This window comes from Rhizobium sp. GW821-FHT14E12 (assembly GCF_058803745.1).
On the sequence record NZ_JBXAPH010000010.1, the window covers coordinates 89786 to 106095 of the forward strand.

Consider the following 16310-nt stretch of genomic DNA (forward strand, 5'->3'; position numbering starts at 1 on the left):
TAATACCTACATTATAACAGTTCTAATTCGGATATTTCCGTTTCTAAATTCGATGCGGCTGTAAGACGAACGGGATGATCCGAAATTCAGAAAAATCGTAAAAAATAAATTTGAGAAATATTTTGAATTTCGCATGACCCCATTCGTCTCTGCGGAATTAGCGCCGTGCCCGGTTTTACGGGTGATTGTTGGCGTCGGCCGGATTTGGAGACTGAAAATGGATGCTTTTGTTGCGACGACGCGCGAGATCGCGGCGGCCGGATCATTCGATCTGCGCCTGCCGCAGGAGGGGTTTGCAAGCCACGCATTGGCGCTCGGCCTGCCCGTCATCGTGCTATCGGCACCCGGCGGCTTCCGCGCCAAACATCATGGCGTCGAGGTGGCCTCGGGACGTTTTTCGGCCTCGGCCAATCCGCTGCTGGCCTTCGATCAGATATCAGCCGGCACAAAAGAGCTTTCGCCCGAGGATGTCGTCAACGCCGTGCTGGATGCCGTCCTAACGTGCCATCCGGAACTGCAGGGCGTCGATATCGTGCTTGAGGATCGCGCTCTTCTGACGCGCCTGCTGTCATCCGGTGCTGTCGAGCAGCGCGGAGATCGTTTCATCGCCCGTCCGGAAGCCTTCTTCCAGCAGGCAAAGCCCTGGCTCGGAAGCACGCCTTTCGCCTATCCGGAAACGCCGGTCCTGAGCAACGGCGTCCTGCATCCCCTGCGACCGCCGAAGCCTGTCGGCTCCGTCTACAACCGGTTCATTCCCTGGCTGAACATGCCGCTTGGCTTTCATGTCGCCGATGTCGAGGCGGATCTCCCGCATTTTCATCGCTGGATGAACGATCCCCGCGTCGCCGCCATCTGGGAAGACAATGGCGAGCTTTCCTATCATCGCGATTTCATCGCCGGCCGGCTCGCCGATCCCCGCACCCTGCCGCTGATCGGAACCTTCGGCGGCGTGCCTTTCGGTTACTTCGAGCTCTACTGGGCCAAGGAAGATCGCATCGGTCCGCATTACGAGGCCGATGGTCACGATCGCGGCTGGCATGTCGCCATTGGTGAAGACGCCTTCCGTGGAAAGGCCTTCGTCAGCGCCTGGCTGCCATCGCTGATGCACTACATGTTCCTGGCTGATCCGCGCACGCGGCGCATCGTCGGCGAGCCTGTGCATCATCACCGCCAGCAGATCCGCAATCTCGACAGGTCGGGCTTTTCCAAGATCAAGCATATCCAGTTTGCCCACAAGAAGGCCCTGCTGGTGATGCTCCTGCGCGAGCGGTTCTTCATGGACCGGCTGCTGTCGCCCGATCTCTCCGGTCTCGCCGGCGAAGATGGCTTGCCGGTCCTTGGTTCGCTGCCCCGGGATGCCGCGTGATGAAGGCAGTTGCCGATATGAACGATCCGCGCGTCATGCGGCTCGTTCTGACGATCGCCTTGCCGGCCGTGGCAGGACTGGCGGCAAGCGCCGGTCATCATGCGATCAACGCGATTTTCCTCGGTGCGCTGGGGCCGGAGGTGCTTGCCGGCATCAGTCTCGTCATGCCGCTGTTCCTGCTGGTCGCGGCGACCGGCCAGGGGCTCGGCATCGGACTTGCCACGCTTCTGGCGCGACATCTCGGCGAGGGTGACGTGCCCGCCGCCTCGTCGGTGGCGGTGACGGCATTGGCCGCGACCATCCCGATCGGCATCGTGCTCTCCGTCCTCATCTATCTCGGATTGCCGGGTTTCGTCGGCGCGCTCGGTACCAGCAACGAGCTTCTGGCGCCGGGCCTCAATTATGGGCGATTGCTGGCCTTTGGCGTGACGCTCGGGCTGCTACAGGCCGTCTGCGATTTCATCGCGATTGCCGAAGGAAACTCACGTTTCTCGATGATCGTGCTGATTGCCAGTTTCGCGCTTAATGCCGTTCTCGATCCGGTTTTCATCTTCCTGTTCCAGTTTCGCGAAACGGGCGCTGCCTTTGCGACCATCCTGTCATCAGTGGCAGCCCTTCTCTGCTACGTGGTCTATTTCCAGCGCAGATGGGGCAAGGTCAGGGTGACGATGCGGTTGGTGCGCTGGCAATTGCTGCGGCCGATCGCAAGGATCGGCGTTCCCGCGGCCGCCACGAGTGTCGTGACGGGCCTAGGCTTCCTCGTTCTCTTGCGCGAGGCGGCCGTTCATGGCGGTGATGCCGGGGTTGCTGCGACCGCGATTGCGATTCGCCTGATGACGCTCGGCCAGCTTCCGGTCTTCGGCTTCTGCCTCGGTGCCCAGAGTGTCGTCAGCCATGCCGTCGGGGCGGGTGATCCATTGCGGGTGAGGGCGATCATCCGTGTCATGCTGGCGGTGACCATCCCCGTGGCGTCCCTCTATTCCGTGCTGCTGTTTCTGGGGGCCGAACCGATTGCGCGGCTGTTCACCGATAGTCCCGAGGTCGCAGCCGAGGCGACGTCTTATCTGCGTGCGCTCTTTCCGGTCTTTCCGCTGGCGGCGTTTCAGTCAGTTCTGCTGGTGATGCTCCAGTCGCGTGGCCGGGCCGGGCTGTCCGCCGTGGTCGGGCTTGCGCCGCAAGGCTATCTGCTCATTCCTCTTCTGCTTTTGCTGCCGCTCTGGATCGGCTTTTCCGGTGTCGCCCTTGCGCCGGCGGGCGCTGCGATCCTTGCGGCCATGCTTGGCCTCGTCATCGCCCGGCGCGAATGGCTGGCCCTCTTGCCGACAAACACCGGTCATTTGGTTGGCCCATCGACACTCCATCCCTGAAAAATGAGGACGCCATGAACGAGACTCCAAGGTTCGATGCCTATCACAGAGTAACGTCCGACACGCTGATGCCTGTCCAGGACGATCCCTTCAATGCGGCTGTGCCGCCGATCTATCAGACGTCGCTCTTCCTGTTCGACAGCTACAGCGAGCTTGAGGATGTCTTTGCCGGTCGTTCGAAAAAGCCGATCTATTCGCGCGGCGACAATCCGACGGTGCAATTGCTGGAACGCCGGATCGCCGAGATGGAAGGTGCCGAGGAAGCGCGAGCCTTCTCAAGCGGCATGGGTGCCATTGCCGCGGCGGTTCTCGCCTTCGTCGGGCCGGGGGACCGCATCGTCACCGTCCGGCATGTCTATAGCGACGCTTTCCGCTTCTTCGAAAAAGTGCTGAAGCGCTTCGGCGTCATCGTCGACTATATCGACGGGACCGATACGGAGAAGATGATTGCGGCTATCCCCGGCGCAAAGGTCGTATATCTCGAAAACCCGACCTCGATGGTCTTCGAACTGCAGGACCTCACAGCAATCGCCGAGGCGGCCCGCCGGCACGGCGTGGTGACCATGGTCGACAATTCCTGGGCAACGCCGCTCTACCAGAACCCGCTCGCCGTCGGCATCGATCTGGTGATCCACGCCGCTTCGAAATATCTCGGCGGGCAGAGTGACACGGTTGCGGGCCTCGTTGCCGGATCGCGCGCGCATATCAACCGGATCAACAGCGAGATCTATCCCTATACGGGCGCCAAGCTCGCGCCGTTCGAGGCATGGCTGGTCCTGCGCAATCTCGAAACCCTGCCGTTCCGCATGCGCCATCACCACGAAGCGGGTCTTGAGGTCGCGTCCTGGCTGAAATCGACTGATGCCGTGGCAAATGTCATGCACCCGGCCTTCGCCGAGCATCCGGGCAAGAGCACCTTCAGCGGATTTGGCGGCCTCTTCTCCTTCGAGGTTGCGGACCATATCGATGTCGCTTCCTTCGTTGACGCCCTGCGCCTCGTGCGGATCGGCGTCAGCTGGGGCGGACCGGAAAGCCTCGTCGTTCCGGCAAAGGCGGCCTTGAGCATTTCGCCTGAAACGAACGTCTTCGCGCGTTTCGGCGTCAGTGATCGGACGATCCGCCTCAATGTCGGTCTGCATGATGCGAAGAGCATCATCGCTGATCTGGAGCAGGCCTTCGCTGCCGCAGCAAAATAAGCGACAGCGCCTCAAATTCTGATTTGCATTACGAGGCGGGCGGAGCGACAACGGCGTTCCGCCCGCATTATTGTCAAAGCCCATTGCCAGACCCCAGCCCCAACCGACCGAGAGAAAATGACCATCCCTTCCAACGACACCCTGACCACGCTTGCCGCCGAATATGGGACGCCACTCTGGGTCTACGACGCTGAAGCCATCCGCCGCCGCATCAAGCAACTATCGGCCTTCGACGTGATCCGCTTTGCGCAAAAGGCCTGTTCGAACATCCATATACTCAGGGAAATGCGCAAGGCAGGCGTTTTCGTCGACGCCGTCTCGCTCGGCGAGATCGAGCGTGCGGTGCGGGCGGGCTATGCGGTGGGTAGCACGTCCGATGCGGCAGAAATCGTCTTCACCGCCGATGTCTTCGATCGCGCGATCCTTGACCGGGTCGTTGCCGACAAGATCGAGGTCAATATCGGCTCGATCGACATGCTGCATCAGCTCGGCGAGCGTTCTCCCGGCCACAGGGTCTGGCTTCGCGTCAACCCCGGTTTCGGACACGGCCACAGCAACAAGACCAATACCGGCGGCGAAAACAGCAAGCACGGCATCTGGTTTGAGCAGTTGCACGAGGCGGTTGCTGCCGTGCGCGCGCACTCCCTGACGCTGGTCGGACTGCACATGCATATCGGCTCTGGCGTCGACTACGGTCATCTGCAACGTGTCTGCGGGGCGATGGTCGACTTTTGCCGCGATCTCGGCACGGATATCGAGGCGATTTCCGCTGGCGGCGGCCTCTCTGTTCCCTACAAGGAGGGCGAGGAGGAGATCGACCCTACGCATTATTTCTCGCTTTGGGATGAGGCACGGCGGCAGGTCGAAGCGCACTTCAAGCATCCGATCCGCCTGGAGATCGAGCCCGGCCGCTTCCTCACGGCGGATTCCGGCGTGTTGCTTGCGGAGGTGAGGGCGGTCAAGACCATGGGTCAGAACCGGTTCACGCTGGTCGATGCCGGTTTCAGCGATCTTGCCAGGCCGGCGATGTATGGCAGCTATCATCATATATCCGTCATCCCCGGCCCCGCGCCTCGCGATCGCTCTGCCGCTAGCCTGCCGACCGTCGTTGCCGGCCCTTTGTGTGAGTCGGGTGATGTCTTCACGCAGACGGAATTCGGAACGGTGGAGAAAAGGGACCTGCCTGAAACACAGGTCGGCGACTTCCTAGTGTTCCACGGCACCGGCGCCTATGGGGCGACGATGTCCTCGAACTACAATAGCCGGCTCTATGCTCCCGAAGTGCTTCTGGACGAAGGAAAACACAGGCTGATCCGCAGGCGCCAGACGCTGGACGAATTGCTTGAGCTTGAGAACGTTTAGGTCTGCGGCAAGTCTGCAATAGACGTCCTGCGTGCTGGCGTTGATGAATGCACAACGCCAGCACCATGCTTTCTCGTTTTCTCAGAGGGCGGCGACCGGGTGCGGCGAGCCGTCGTAGGCGCCCCAGATCGACTGGTCGAAGCAGATGACTGAGCCGGTCATCAGGCCGGATTCTGCTGACGACAGATAGGCGCAGGCGCGGGCTACTTCCTGCGGATCGACCAGCCGGCCGAAGGGCTGGCTTGCGGCGGCTTTTTCCAGCCAGTCCGCGGGTGCTTCGTGAAATTCCCTCTGAATCCGGTCCTCGCCTTCGGAGGCCATCCAGCCGATGTTGAGGCCATTGACGCGGATACGGTTGCGCAAGAGCGCATAGGCTGTGTTCTTCGTCAGGGTCTCCAGCGCCCCCTTGGAGGCGCAATAGGCGGCGATGAAGGGCTGGCCGGCCTTGGCCGACATCGAACCGATATTGACGATCGTGCTTTCGATCTTCTCGCGCCGCATGACCTTGACGGCCTCCTGCATCAGGAAGAATGGCGCGCGGACATTGATGGCGAACATGGCGTCGAAAAGCTCGGGGCTGGTGTCGATGATCGTGCCGCGATCGGTGATAGCGGCAGCATTGACCAGTGTATCGACGCGACCGAAGGTTTGATCGCAGACGTGGACGACATTGCGCGCGTCCTCGACATTGCCGAGGTCGGCCTTGACGTAGACAACCTTTGCCCCAGTTGCCGCCGAGATCTCCTCCGCCTTGGCCTTCCCCTTCGCCTCGTTGCGGCCGCAGATGACGATGCCCTTGGCGCCGCGATCGGCAAAGAGGCGGGCAATGGTGGCGCCAAGCCCTTGTGTGCCGCCGGTGACGATCGCGATCTTGCCGTCGAGGCGGCTGTGGTCTGTGCTCATGTTATTCCTCCCGGAAATGGTTCGATGTGATATGCGCAAAGCCCCTCGCGATGCGAGAGGCTTCGGTTTGGTAATGATGACAGGAAACTGCTGTCGTCAGGTGAGCTTTTTCTCCGCCTGCTCCGCGAGAGCCTTGGTGAAAGCCTCGTCGCTCCAGCCTTCCGCCAAGGCCTCATGCAGCAATTGCGCCTGGGTCTTCGGGGCAAGGCCGCCGACGGGTGGGTCGCGGTCGAGGTTGGTGGGGAAGGAATAGCCCTCGGCGCAGGAGGCGATGGCGTTCGATACTTCCGCCTCGGAGAGCTTGCCCGCCGATTTCAGGGCTTTCAGCGCCGGGAACAGGCGGGCGCTCATGCGTTCGCGATTGACCGTTTCCATGGCGCGGCCGAAGGCGGAGGAAACCTGCAGCAGGTTTGCCACGCGCTTGATATCCGCCGAGCGGTTGGTGCCGGCCGCATGGAAAAGGGCGGGGTTGAAGAAGACGACATCGCCTTTTTTGAGTGGCAACTGGATATGGTTGCGATCGAAATAATCGCGGAATTCCTGGCGCTTCAGCGCGAGATAGCCGGGCACGTAGGTCTGGCTGTGCGGCAGGAACAGCGTCGGCCCGCTTTCGAGCGGCATGTCGCAATGGGCAACCGCGCCTTGCAGCGTCAGGACCGGCGAGAGCCTGTGCACATGGGCCGGAAATTGCTCGATCACTTTCGAAGACTGAAAGCCGAGATGGTAATCGCGATGGGCGGATTGCGCGGCACCGCCGGGATTGACGCGATTGACCTGCGCCGTCATCTGATAGCTCGGTCCGAGCCAGGCTTCGCTGGCAATCGCGACAATGGCATTGCCGTAATATTCTGCGAAATTGGCGGGATCGGCGAGGCAATGTTTCTCCAGCGAATTCCAGATGCGGTCGTTGGCGCCTGGCTTGGCGAAATGGTCGCCGCCGCCGGTCGCCGTGCGGTGCTGCTCGTTGATGATGTCGTCGAAGATCACGCTGGCGCGGTCGATAACGGATGTATCCGGGTAAGCGCGCTTGAAGACCACGACACCCGGGCCTTCGCCGAAGGCTTCGCAGATCTCGGCGAGCACGGCGCGGCGTCCTTCCGGGCTGGCAATGGCCGCCAGAACCTTGGCGCTGTCATAGATCAGGACGTTTTTCTCGACGTGATCGGCGGTCGGATAATCGGCAAGAGCGGTGGTTTTCTCAGCCAGAGCCCGGAAATCGTCGAGGTCGCAAGCATCCTCTGTCAGCCAGACGCGGTCGGCGCGCAGTTTCTGCGGATTGTCGGTTTTCATCAGGTGATCCTCCATCTCTGATGAAGGCACTATACGGCAGGCATTGTCGTGTTATAGATCATAAATCCATCAAAAAACCATCAGAACGAAGAGCATGTCGCATCCGTTTCTCGTCAAGGATATCGCCTTTCAGGCGGGCTTGAGCACCGCCACCGTCGACCGGGTGCTGAACGGGCGTCCAGGTGTGCGACGGCAGACCGAGATGCGGGTCAAAGCGGCGATCGCCGAGCTGGAAAAGCAGCAGGCCGGCGCCGGGATCAACGGGCGGACGCTGGCGATCGATATCGTCATGGAGACGCCGGAGCGTTTTTCCGATGCGGTGCGGTCAGCCTTCGAAGCGGAGGTCGCGACCTTCCTGCCGACGGTCTTCCGTTGCCGTTTTCATTTCGCCGAGGTGATGAAGCCGATCGAACTGGTGCAATTACTCGATCGCATCCGGCTGCGGGGCACGCACGGGATCGTGTTGAAGGCCCCCGACATTCCGGAGATCGCCGCTGCTGTCGAACGCGCGACCAAGGCCGGCATCACGGTTGTCACCCTGGTGACGGACCTGCCGAATTCGTCACGCGCGGCTTATGCAGGCGCCGACAATCGCGCGGCGGGCGAGACGGCAGCCTATCTCGTCGGGAATAGCTTTGACGGCGCTGACGCCAGGGTCCTCGTCACCCTGTCGAGCGGCCGCTTTCGCGGCGAGGAGGAGCGGGAGATCGGCTTTCGCCGCGTGTTGCGCGAGCGCTATCCGCAGATCGGCGTCACCGAAATCAGCGAGGGTCACGGAACCGACGCCGCAACGGGAACACTTGCGGCACGCGCCATCGCCTCGGACGCGATGATCAACGCCGTCTATTCCGTCGGCGGCGGAAACAGGGCCGTGCTCGCGGCTTTCGAGGCGGCTGGAAGGCCGATCCGCATTTTCGTGGCGCATGATCTCGATGCCGACAACCGTGCGCTGCTTGCTGCGGGCAAGATTGGTTTCGTGCTGCATCATGACCTGCGAATGGATGCCAGATCGGCATTTCGGGCGATCATGAGCGGCCAGGTAAATGGACGCAGTGCACCGGCGATGTTGTCGGCGGTGGAAATTATAACCTCCTACAACATGCCGGCCGTGACCTGATGTTCCGTGTGCTAGGAAACCGGCTTGGAAATACGCCGATCGACGAAGGCAGCGTAAGCTGCGGCTAACAATGCGAGCGATGCCGACACCAGCATCATGACGAACAGGGCATGGATTGCCCCCGACTGCGCCAGAAACAAACCGGCGACGGAGCCTATGAGCGCTCCGCCGGCGAGCCTCATTGCGGCGGACAGCCCCGCGGCGGTGCCCGCAAGATCGGGGCGAACGGACAGTATACCGGTATTGCCGGCGGGCATGGTCAACCCGTTGCCGATACCGATGAACATGCAGGGTCCAAAGAATGCAAGAACGTGGGCGCCGCCCGACATAGAAAGGACCAGGCCAGCCAGCAGCCCGATGCAGGTGAAGAGACGCGCGACGATGAGGACGGTGCTCAGCGCATTTCGCGAGGCGTAGCGACCGGCCAGATAGCTGCCTAGGATGAAGCCCGCCGGAACCATTCCCATGTAGAAACCCAGCATCGCGCTCGATCCGCCAAGCGATTGGCTGAATACCAAAGGTGCTCCCCCGAGGAAAATATAGAGCGTTCCCATGGAGCAAGCCATGCACAGAGTATAGGCCCAGAACCGTGCCGAACTCAGCAGCTGCGCATAGGAGGCGAGATAGTTCGCCTTCGGCCTTGAGGCGCGTGTAGAGGTTTCTCTCAGCTCGCGCATGGACAGAGCGAGGACGGCTACACCCAGGATCGCCAGGACAGCGAAGATTGCCCGCCATCCGAAAAGCTCGTCCAAAAAACCGCCAAACATCGGCCCGACCATGGGCGCAATCGCCCATCCCATGGAGATGTAGCCTATTTTGCTCGCCACTCCGCGTTCTCTAGACGTCTCCTTGACGACGATGAGAGCGACGGAAAAGCAGGCACCGATTGAGGCTTGCATGGCTCGAAAAACCAGGAACGTGCCGATATTGGTGGCGAGAGCGCAGCCAATCGACGCGACGATGAATATGGAGACAGCGATCAATGCGACCGGCCTGCGCCCATACCGATCCGACATCGCCCCGGCGACGATCTCAATCAGGGCGGTGACGATCGTATAGCCGGCTACCGAAAGATTGACGAGCGCGTAGTCAGCATGGAACTCACCGGCAATCCTGGGCAGCGACGGCAGGATCATGTTCACCGGCAGCACCGAGAGCGCCGACAGGAAGATGAGGGTTGTCAGTCGGGGCGGGGGAACAGCGGGAATGCTGGTTGTCTTGCCTGTCGTTTGGATACGCGAAGTCTGAAGGGGATTGCTGTCCGTCATGGTTTTGACCGTCTTGTCAGTGGGGGTGCCGAGGGAAATCTGACGAGGCGTGGCCCGAATTTTGGGCATAAAAAAAGGCCCCGTCAGGAGCCTGTTTACCGCGCATGGGTGCTTTCGCCGGATGGTTATACCATCCTGCCCATGCGCCCTATCACCACTGCAAGAACCGTTGCGATCTTCATGGTGCAAAAACTAGACAGGAATTTGCCTGTCGTCAATGTGGGCCGAGGGAAACGCGGCGCCCACTCGGCGCCGCGATGCTGGATCAGAGCAGTGCCGCCTTATTCACCCCAGCCGACGACGCCCTTGATCTCGAGGAAATCATGGATCGCCCAGTCGGCATATTCGCGGCCGTTGCCGGACTGCTTGTAGCCGCCGAAGGGCGCAAACGTGTCCCACTCCGGATAGTTGAGATAAACGGAGCCGGCGCGCATGCGCAGTGCCACCTTGCGGGCATGGGCGATATCCGTCGACTGGACGTAGGCGGCGAGCCCATAGACGGTGTCGTTGGCGATGCGAACCGCGTCGTCCTCATCCTCATCCTCGTAGGAAATGATCGATAGTACCGGCCCGAAAACCTCTTCGCGGGCGATGGTCATGTCGTTGGTGACATGGCCGAAGATGGTCGGGCGGATATAGTAGCCGCGGTTCAACCCTTCCGGCCGGCCGAGACCGCCGGTGACCAGCGTTGCGCCTTCCTTGATGCCCGCCTCGATCAACCGCTGGATCTTGTCGTACTGGATCTGGCTGACGACCGGGCCGAGATCGGTGCCCTCGGTGCGCGGATCGCCGACCTTGAATTTTTCTGCCGCAATCTTGGCGATCGCCAGGGCTTCGTCGTGGCGGGCGGCCGGTACCAGCATGCGGGTCGGGGCATCGCAGGATTGGCCGGAATTGCCGAAGCAGCCGGATACGCCCTTCGTGACGGCGGTCTCGAAATCAGCGTCGGGGAGGATGATGTTCGCCGACTTGCCGCCGAGCTCCTGCGCCACGCGCTTGACGGTATCGGCCGCGGTCTTGGCGACGATGATGCCGGCGCGGGTCGAGCCGGTGAAGGAAACCATATCAACGTCGGGATGGCCGGCCATGACCTGCCCGACCTCCGGGCCGTTGCCGTTGACGAGGTTGAACACGCCCTTCGGCGTACCCGCCGCTTCCATGACTTCGGCAAAGACGATGCCGCTGATCGGCGCGATTTCGGACGGCTTGAGCACGACGGTGCAGCCGGCGGCGATGGCCGGCGCGACCTTGCAGACGATCTGGTTCAGCGGCCAATTCCAGGGGGTGATCAATGCGCAGACGCCGATCGGCTCCTTGACGACCGTGGTTGCGCCGCGCTTCGCCTCGAATTCATAGCTTTCGAAGGCGGCGATCGTCGCTTCCATATGACCGCGGCCAGCCCAAGCCTGGGAGTCACGGGCGAAAGGCAAAGGCGCTCCCATTTCCTGGCTGACCGCCTGTGCGATATCCTCGAAACGATCGTTATAGGCCGCCAGAATCCGCTTCAAGAGCGCTAGGCGTTCGGCCTTGGTGGTCAGGGAAAAGCTTTCGAAGGCGGATTTGGCTGCCTTGACGGCCTTGTCGACGTCGGCTGCGGAGCCGATAGAGATCTGCGTATAGGCTTCCTCGGTCGACGGGTCGATGACATCGAGCGTCTTCGGTGTGACCGGGTTCACCCATTGTCCGTCGATGAAGAATTGCAGGTTGTGGCTCATGTTGGTCTCCTTGGTCACGGACTGGCCGAGAGGTTCAGGCGGGAAGAATGGGGCATGCCGCCCCGGCCCGCAATGCGATGAAGGCGTTGTCGCCCGGTGCGAAGGTGGAAAGTCCTGCGCCGCGCGGAATATCTGCGATGATCGGCTGGCCACTTGGCAGGGCGGCATGGATGCGCAGGCTGCGGCCGTGAAAAGAGACACTTTCGATGCGCGCGCCGGCGGCGTTCCCGCCGTTCTCGGTGCTGATAGTCAAATCCTCGGGGCGAATGCCGACCGTGCGCAGATCTCCGGCGCGAAGCTCCGGCTCGGCGTCACTTGCAACATGGAGCGGTAACTCTCCGGCGGAGAATTGCAGCTCGGTTGCGTTTCGTGCCGTCAGCCGCGCCGGCAGGAGGTTCATCGCGCCGATGAAGCTGGCGACAAATTTGGTTGCCGGCCGGTCGTAAAGTGTTGCCGGGGCGGCGATCTGTTCGATCGCGCCCTTGTTCATGACGACGATGCGGTCGGAGATTGAAAGGGCTTCGGTCTGATCGTGGGTGACCATGACGAAGGTCGTGCCGAGTTCGCGCTGCAGCCGCTTGAGTTCGACCTGCATCTGCTCGCGCAGATGTGCGTCGAGCGCGGAAAGAGGCTCGTCGAGCAAGAGCACGCGCGGCTCGCAGACGATGGCGCGCGCCAGCGCCACGCGCTGTCTCTGTCCACCGGAAAGCGCCTGAACGCGCTGGCCGATCTTGTCGGCAAGCCCGACCATGTCGAGCGCATCGCGAACGCGCTTGTTGCGTTCGGCCGCGCCGACATTCTTGAGCGACAGGCCGAAGCCGACATTCTCGGCGACGTTCATGTGCGGAAAGAGTGCGTAGTCCTGGAAGACGGTGTTCACCGGTCGGTCATAGGGTCGTAATGGGGTGATGTCCCGGCCGCCCAACAGCAGCTCGCCTGAGGTAGGGCTTTCGAAGCCGGCAATCACCCGCAACGTCGTCGTCTTGCCGCAGCCGGACGGGCCGAGGAGGCTGAGGAACTCGCCTTCGGCTATATCAAGATCGATTGCGTCGAGGCCGACAATGCCGCCGGGGAAATGCTTGGAAACGGAGCGCAGGCACAGCAGCGCGTCGTCATGCGTCATCGGTTGTCTCCACGGGCTTTGCGGTGTTGACCCAGAGAATGATGCAGCGCTCGGTGCCGGCGTTGCGGAAGGAATGCGGTAGGTTGCTCTTGAACGCGAAGCTGTCACCAGTCTTCAAGAGGTAGCGGGTCGCATCGACGACCAGCTCCACCTCGCCCGCGGTCACGCAGCCGAACTCATGGCCCGTATGGGTATAGGTTTCGGTACCGCCACCCGGCTCGACGATGACTTGCATGCCCGTCAAGGCGGCGCCTGGCGGCGAAAGCAGATCCTTCGATATGCCCTCAGCGCGCACAGGCAGGGGCCGGCGGCTGTTGGCGCGTACGCAATAGAGGTCGTTGACCGGTTCGCCACCATCGACGATCAGCGCCGAGGGTTCGACGTCGAGTGCCGCGGCAAGCGGCCAGATGACGCGCACCCTCAGAGACGACATGCCGCGTTCGATCTGGCTGAGCGCGCCGATCGATATGCCGGTTCGGGTCGCAAGCTCTGCCAGCGAAAGATTGCGTTCGAGCCGCAGCGCGCGAACCCGCCGGCCAACGAGGACGTCCACCTCGTTGGCGTCGCGCGCGGGCTTGTCTGTCTGATCGTCCAGAGCGTCCATCATACCTCCCAGGTCCTTGCAGTCATCGGCCGGCCCGAACATGCTATGTCCGGGCCGGCATTGCCAGAGATCAACCGCCTGCCTTCACCTTTTCGAACATCTTCGCCAGATCGTCGTTCTGTTTCATCGGGCCGGTGAAGACGGTGGATTTCAGCATCGTATCCGGGTCGGCGGGAAGCTGGAGATTGTCCAGCGTCTCCTTCGGCACAGCGGCGAAGGCCGAGCTGGTCGATGCGCCATAGCCATAGCTTTCGATCAGGAACTTGCCGGAATCGGCCTCGAGCCGGCTGTTGATGAAGTCATAGGCGAGATCGGTGTTCTTGGCATCCTTGAGCATCACGAAACCGCAGGCCCAGGTCAGCATGCCTTCCTTCGGCTTCATGAATTCGACCGGCACGCCTTGTTTCTTCAGGGCCACCGCCGACGCATTCCAGGTCATGGCGGCAACCAGCTGGCCGCTTGCCAGCGACTGCTCCACCGAGGTCATGTCGGTGGTATAGGCAGACACCAGCGGCCGCTGTTCGCGCAGCTTGTCGGCGACTTTGTCGAGCTCAGCGGGCGTCATGTCGAAGGGGCTGACGCCGGCGAGTAGCGCTGCGACGACCGGCGTGTCGTGCACGGCATCGATGGTCGCGATCCGCCCGGCATATTGCTTGTCCCAGAGCAGATTCCAGCTCTGCTCGGGGTTCTTGACGAGATCGGTGCGGTAGAGAACGGAGGTATTGCCCCAATCCCAGGGCACCATCCACACCTTGCCGTCGCCGGCCTGCAGATCCGGCAGATTGCGGAAGACCGGGAAGATCTTGTCCCAGTTCTTGATCCTGGAGGTGTCGATCGGCTGCAGCAGCCCTTCCTTGTTCCAGCGGGCGACCTTGTCGTAGCAGGGGTGGGCGAGGTCGGGATGGAAGCCGGCCTTGACCTTGGTGAAGGCGTCGTCGTCATCGCCGAAGACGGAGGTTTCGACGGCATTCGGATGGGCCGCGAGATAGGCCTTGTCGAAGTCGGGCAACTCATAGCCGGACCAGGTGAAATAGGTGAGCTTGTCGGCCGCCTGCGCCGGCAGCACCACAGATGCGATGCTGATCGCCAAGGCCGCGATCCCGGCCGCCAGCCGCCGGAAATTCAATCTGCTTTTATGGGTCATTACAGTTCTCCTCTTTTCTTTCGTTGTTATCGTTGCAGATCTCAGGCTTGCCCGCGTGCGCTCCTCGAAAGGCCGCGCTGGCGCAGAAACTCGGCGCAGCCGGCAATGACGATCGACACTGCAAGGATGCTCGTTCCGAGCGCCATCACGGTCGGAAGCGATTTCGGGAAGCGCAGCTGGCTCCAGATATAGAGCGGCAGCGTCGGCTCGGTTCCCGACAGGAAAAAGGCGACGATGAACTCGTCGAAGGAGGTGAGAAAGGCCAGCATGAAGGCAGAACCGATCGCGGGGAGAGCAAGCGGCAGCATGATGCGGCGAAAGACGATCGCGTCGCCGGCACCGAGATCTTGCGCGGCCTCGGCAATACTCCTCGGTATCGCCAGGAACCGGGACCGCATGATGACGACGGTGGTCGGCAGCGCCACGAGGACGTGGCCAAGCACGATGGCGATCCGCGACGGGCCGAGACCGGCAAGATTGACGAGGATCAGCAGCGAGATACCGACGATGACGCCGGGGATCAGGATCGGCAGCCGGGCGATCGTCGATATCGTGCCTGCCAGCCGCGACCGGCCGTAGGTGTCCATATAGGCGACCGTTATGCCGCAAAGGGTTGCGAGCGAAGCTGAGAGTAGGCCGATCAGCAGGCTCGTCTGCAATGCTCCGGTGAGCGCCTGGTTGCCGACCAGCGTTTTATACCAGGCGAAGGTGAAGCCCTTCAGGGGAAAGGCGGCCTGGATGGAATCGTTGAAGGAAAACAGCGGGATCAGTACGACCGGCAGGTAGAGGAAGATGAGATAGGCGACGACATAGATCGCCAGCCCGCGTCCCTGCTTTCGTTCCTGGGCGGGTCTGCCGGTCATGTGCGGCTCCCGAAAGCGCGATCGGCGGCGCGCACGATGAGCACGACTGCGAGGATCACCAGCATGACGAGCACGGCCAGCGCCGCGCCGAACGGCCAATCATTCGCCTTGCCGAACTGCGCCTGGATGAGCGAGCCGATCATGGTGCTGGCAGGACCGCCGACCAGAGCCGGCGTCACATAGTCGCCAACCGTCGGCACGAAAACAACAAGCGCGCCGGCGAGCACGCCGGGCATGGAATTCGGCAAGATCACGCGGCGAAATGTAGTGAAGGGCCGGGCTCCGAGATCGGCGGCTGCCTCGAGCAGCGATTTCGGCAGGGTCTCGAGCGCCACGAAAATCGGCAGAACGGCGAAGGGGGCATAGGCATGCGCCAGCGTCAGGACGACGGCTGCCGGCGTGTTCAGGAAGATCGTCAGCGGCTCCGTGGTGATGCCGGTCATCATCAGCGCCGAGTTAAGGACGCCGTTATAGGCGAGCACGATCTTCCATGCGAAGACCCGCAGCAGGTAGCTGGTCCAGAAGGGCAGCGTTACCAGAAAGAGCAGCAGGCCTCGTTTCGAGCCGGCGTGAAAGGCAAGGTAATAGGCGACGGGATAGGCTGTTGCCACCGTCGCCAGCGTCACGACGCCGGCAATCACCAATGATCTTAGAATAACCATCCCATAAAGCGGGTCGGAAAAGAGCGTGCCGAAATTGCCAAGCGAAATACCGGCGCCGAGGAGCGAACCGTCGTTTGTCCGAAACGAGAGGAAGATGACGAGGGCAAGCGCGAAGAGGATGAGGACGAAGGCGACGAGCGCGCCCGGGACCAACATCGCCCCGCGAAAGGCGAACCCGCTCCTTCGTCTGGTCTCGCCGTCGGCAAGTTGGGCCATGGTACCGTTCAACATTATACCGCCGTCTGAAAAATGAAATTAACTGATATCATTTCATTTTTGTGAATTGGTCAAGCAGCTTTTCGCACATTCACTGACGCGGCTGAAATACGA

The 16310-nt window shown here is 61.6% G+C and carries 14 protein-coding genes; 5 read left to right on the forward strand and 9 right to left on the reverse strand.

Annotated features, from left to right (window positions below; translation table 11 throughout):
• Window positions 1-217: 217 nt before the first annotated feature.
• The 4 genes from AC1RO0_RS27155 to lysA all read left to right on the forward strand — a co-directional run bounded on the left by AC1RO0_RS27155 (window position 218) and on the right by lysA (window position 5291).
• Window positions 218-1366, forward strand: a complete 1149-nt coding sequence (locus AC1RO0_RS27155) for a GNAT family N-acetyltransferase (protein WP_498595665.1) — start codon at window positions 218-220, stop codon at window positions 1364-1366.
• Window positions 1366-2733, forward strand: a complete 1368-nt coding sequence (locus AC1RO0_RS27160; RefSeq protein ID WP_498595741.1) for an MATE family efflux transporter — start codon at window positions 1366-1368, stop codon at window positions 2731-2733. Before AC1RO0_RS27155 ends, AC1RO0_RS27160 begins: the two co-directional genes overlap by 1 nt.
• A gap of 14 nt (window positions 2734-2747) precedes the next feature.
• Window positions 2748-3929 carry a PLP-dependent transferase gene (locus AC1RO0_RS27165; protein ID WP_498595666.1) on the forward strand — a complete coding sequence of 394 codons (1182 nt, stop codon included), beginning with the start codon at window positions 2748-2750 and terminating at the stop codon, window positions 3927-3929.
• Window positions 3930-4046: 117 nt separating this feature from the next.
• Window positions 4047-5291, forward strand: a complete 1245-nt coding sequence (gene lysA, locus AC1RO0_RS27170; RefSeq protein ID WP_498595667.1) for a diaminopimelate decarboxylase — start codon at window positions 4047-4049, stop codon at window positions 5289-5291.
• An 81-nt stretch (window positions 5292-5372) separates the two neighbouring features.
• Here lysA and AC1RO0_RS27175 read toward each other — a convergent pair whose 3' ends face one another.
• Both AC1RO0_RS27175 and AC1RO0_RS27180 read right to left on the reverse strand, forming a co-directional pair.
• Window positions 5373-6194, reverse strand: coding sequence for an SDR family oxidoreductase (locus tag AC1RO0_RS27175; protein ID WP_498595668.1), 822 nt, complete (start codon window positions 6192-6194; stop codon window positions 5373-5375).
• Between the two features lie 96 nt (window positions 6195-6290).
• Entirely contained in the window at window positions 6291-7484 is a 1194-nt protein-coding gene (locus AC1RO0_RS27180) for a phytanoyl-CoA dioxygenase family protein (RefSeq protein ID WP_498595669.1), read from the reverse strand.
• 94 nt (window positions 7485-7578) lie between these two features.
• Between AC1RO0_RS27180 and AC1RO0_RS27185 the strand changes: the two genes are divergently transcribed.
• On the forward strand, window positions 7579-8601 hold the full coding sequence (locus AC1RO0_RS27185; protein ID WP_498595670.1) for a LacI family DNA-binding transcriptional regulator: 1023 nt from the start codon (window positions 7579-7581) through the stop codon (window positions 8599-8601).
• A gap of 11 nt (window positions 8602-8612) precedes the next feature.
• On the opposite strand, the gene AC1RO0_RS27190 is transcribed toward AC1RO0_RS27185, so the two are convergent.
• The 7 genes from AC1RO0_RS27190 to AC1RO0_RS27220 all read right to left on the reverse strand — a co-directional run bounded on the left by AC1RO0_RS27190 (window position 8613) and on the right by AC1RO0_RS27220 (window position 16211).
• Complete coding sequence (locus AC1RO0_RS27190; RefSeq protein ID WP_498595671.1) at window positions 8613-9869, reverse strand: multidrug effflux MFS transporter; 1257 nt, start codon at window positions 9867-9869, stop codon at window positions 8613-8615.
• A 281-nt stretch (window positions 9870-10150) separates the two neighbouring features.
• Complete coding sequence (locus tag AC1RO0_RS27195) at window positions 10151-11584, reverse strand: aldehyde dehydrogenase family protein (protein WP_498595672.1); 1434 nt, start codon at window positions 11582-11584, stop codon at window positions 10151-10153.
• Between the two features lie 34 nt (window positions 11585-11618).
• On the reverse strand, window positions 11619-12707 hold the full coding sequence (locus tag AC1RO0_RS27200; protein WP_498595673.1) for an ABC transporter ATP-binding protein: 1089 nt from the start codon (window positions 12705-12707) through the stop codon (window positions 11619-11621).
• The gene (locus tag AC1RO0_RS27205) at window positions 12697-13311 is read right to left on the reverse strand and encodes a helix-turn-helix domain-containing protein (protein WP_498595742.1); all 615 of its coding nucleotides are present in this window, start codon (window positions 13309-13311) and stop codon (window positions 12697-12699) included. Before AC1RO0_RS27205 ends, AC1RO0_RS27200 begins: the two co-directional genes overlap by 11 nt.
• A gap of 70 nt (window positions 13312-13381) precedes the next feature.
• Window positions 13382-14455: an ABC transporter substrate-binding protein gene (locus AC1RO0_RS27210; protein ID WP_498595674.1), complete on the reverse strand. Its 1074-nt coding sequence runs from the start codon at window positions 14453-14455 to the stop codon at window positions 13382-13384.
• Window positions 14456-14496: 41 nt separating this feature from the next.
• On the reverse strand, window positions 14497-15318 hold the full coding sequence (locus AC1RO0_RS27215) for an ABC transporter permease (RefSeq protein ID WP_498595675.1): 822 nt from the start codon (window positions 15316-15318) through the stop codon (window positions 14497-14499).
• On the reverse strand, window positions 15315-16211 hold the full coding sequence (locus AC1RO0_RS27220; protein ID WP_498595676.1) for an ABC transporter permease: 897 nt from the start codon (window positions 16209-16211) through the stop codon (window positions 15315-15317). Before AC1RO0_RS27220 ends, AC1RO0_RS27215 begins: the two co-directional genes overlap by 4 nt.
• Window positions 16212-16310: the final 99 nt, after the last annotated feature.

Bases quoted from the DNA above. Each gene is read 5' to 3' on its own strand.
- AC1RO0_RS27160 (WP_498595741.1), top strand. From the start codon at position 1,366: ATGAAGGCAGTTGCCGATATGAACGATCCGCGCGTCATGCGGCTCGTT.
- AC1RO0_RS27215 (WP_498595675.1), bottom strand. From the start codon at position 15,318: ATGACCGGCAGACCCGCCCAGGAACGAAAGCAGGGACGCGGGCTGGCG.
- lysA (WP_498595667.1), top strand. From the start codon at position 4,047: ATGACCATCCCTTCCAACGACACCCTGACCACGCTTGCCGCCGAATAT.
- AC1RO0_RS27180 (WP_498595669.1), bottom strand. From the start codon at position 7,484: ATGAAAACCGACAATCCGCAGAAACTGCGCGCCGACCGCGTCTGGCTG.
- AC1RO0_RS27220 (WP_498595676.1), bottom strand. From the start codon at position 16,211: ATGTTGAACGGTACCATGGCCCAACTTGCCGACGGCGAGACCAGACGA.
- AC1RO0_RS27190 (WP_498595671.1), bottom strand. From the start codon at position 9,869: ATGACGGACAGCAATCCCCTTCAGACTTCGCGTATCCAAACGACAGGC.
- AC1RO0_RS27210 (WP_498595674.1), bottom strand. From the start codon at position 14,455: ATGACCCATAAAAGCAGATTGAATTTCCGGCGGCTGGCGGCCGGGATC.
- AC1RO0_RS27205 (WP_498595742.1), bottom strand. From the start codon at position 13,311: ATGGACGCTCTGGACGATCAGACAGACAAGCCCGCGCGCGACGCCAAC.
- AC1RO0_RS27200 (WP_498595673.1), bottom strand. From the start codon at position 12,707: ATGACGCATGACGACGCGCTGCTGTGCCTGCGCTCCGTTTCCAAGCAT.
- AC1RO0_RS27175 (WP_498595668.1), bottom strand. From the start codon at position 6,194: ATGAGCACAGACCACAGCCGCCTCGACGGCAAGATCGCGATCGTCACC.
- AC1RO0_RS27195 (WP_498595672.1), bottom strand. From the start codon at position 11,584: ATGAGCCACAACCTGCAATTCTTCATCGACGGACAATGGGTGAACCCG.
- AC1RO0_RS27165 (WP_498595666.1), top strand. From the start codon at position 2,748: ATGAACGAGACTCCAAGGTTCGATGCCTATCACAGAGTAACGTCCGAC.
- AC1RO0_RS27155 (WP_498595665.1), top strand. From the start codon at position 218: ATGGATGCTTTTGTTGCGACGACGCGCGAGATCGCGGCGGCCGGATCA.
- AC1RO0_RS27185 (WP_498595670.1), top strand. From the start codon at position 7,579: ATGTCGCATCCGTTTCTCGTCAAGGATATCGCCTTTCAGGCGGGCTTG.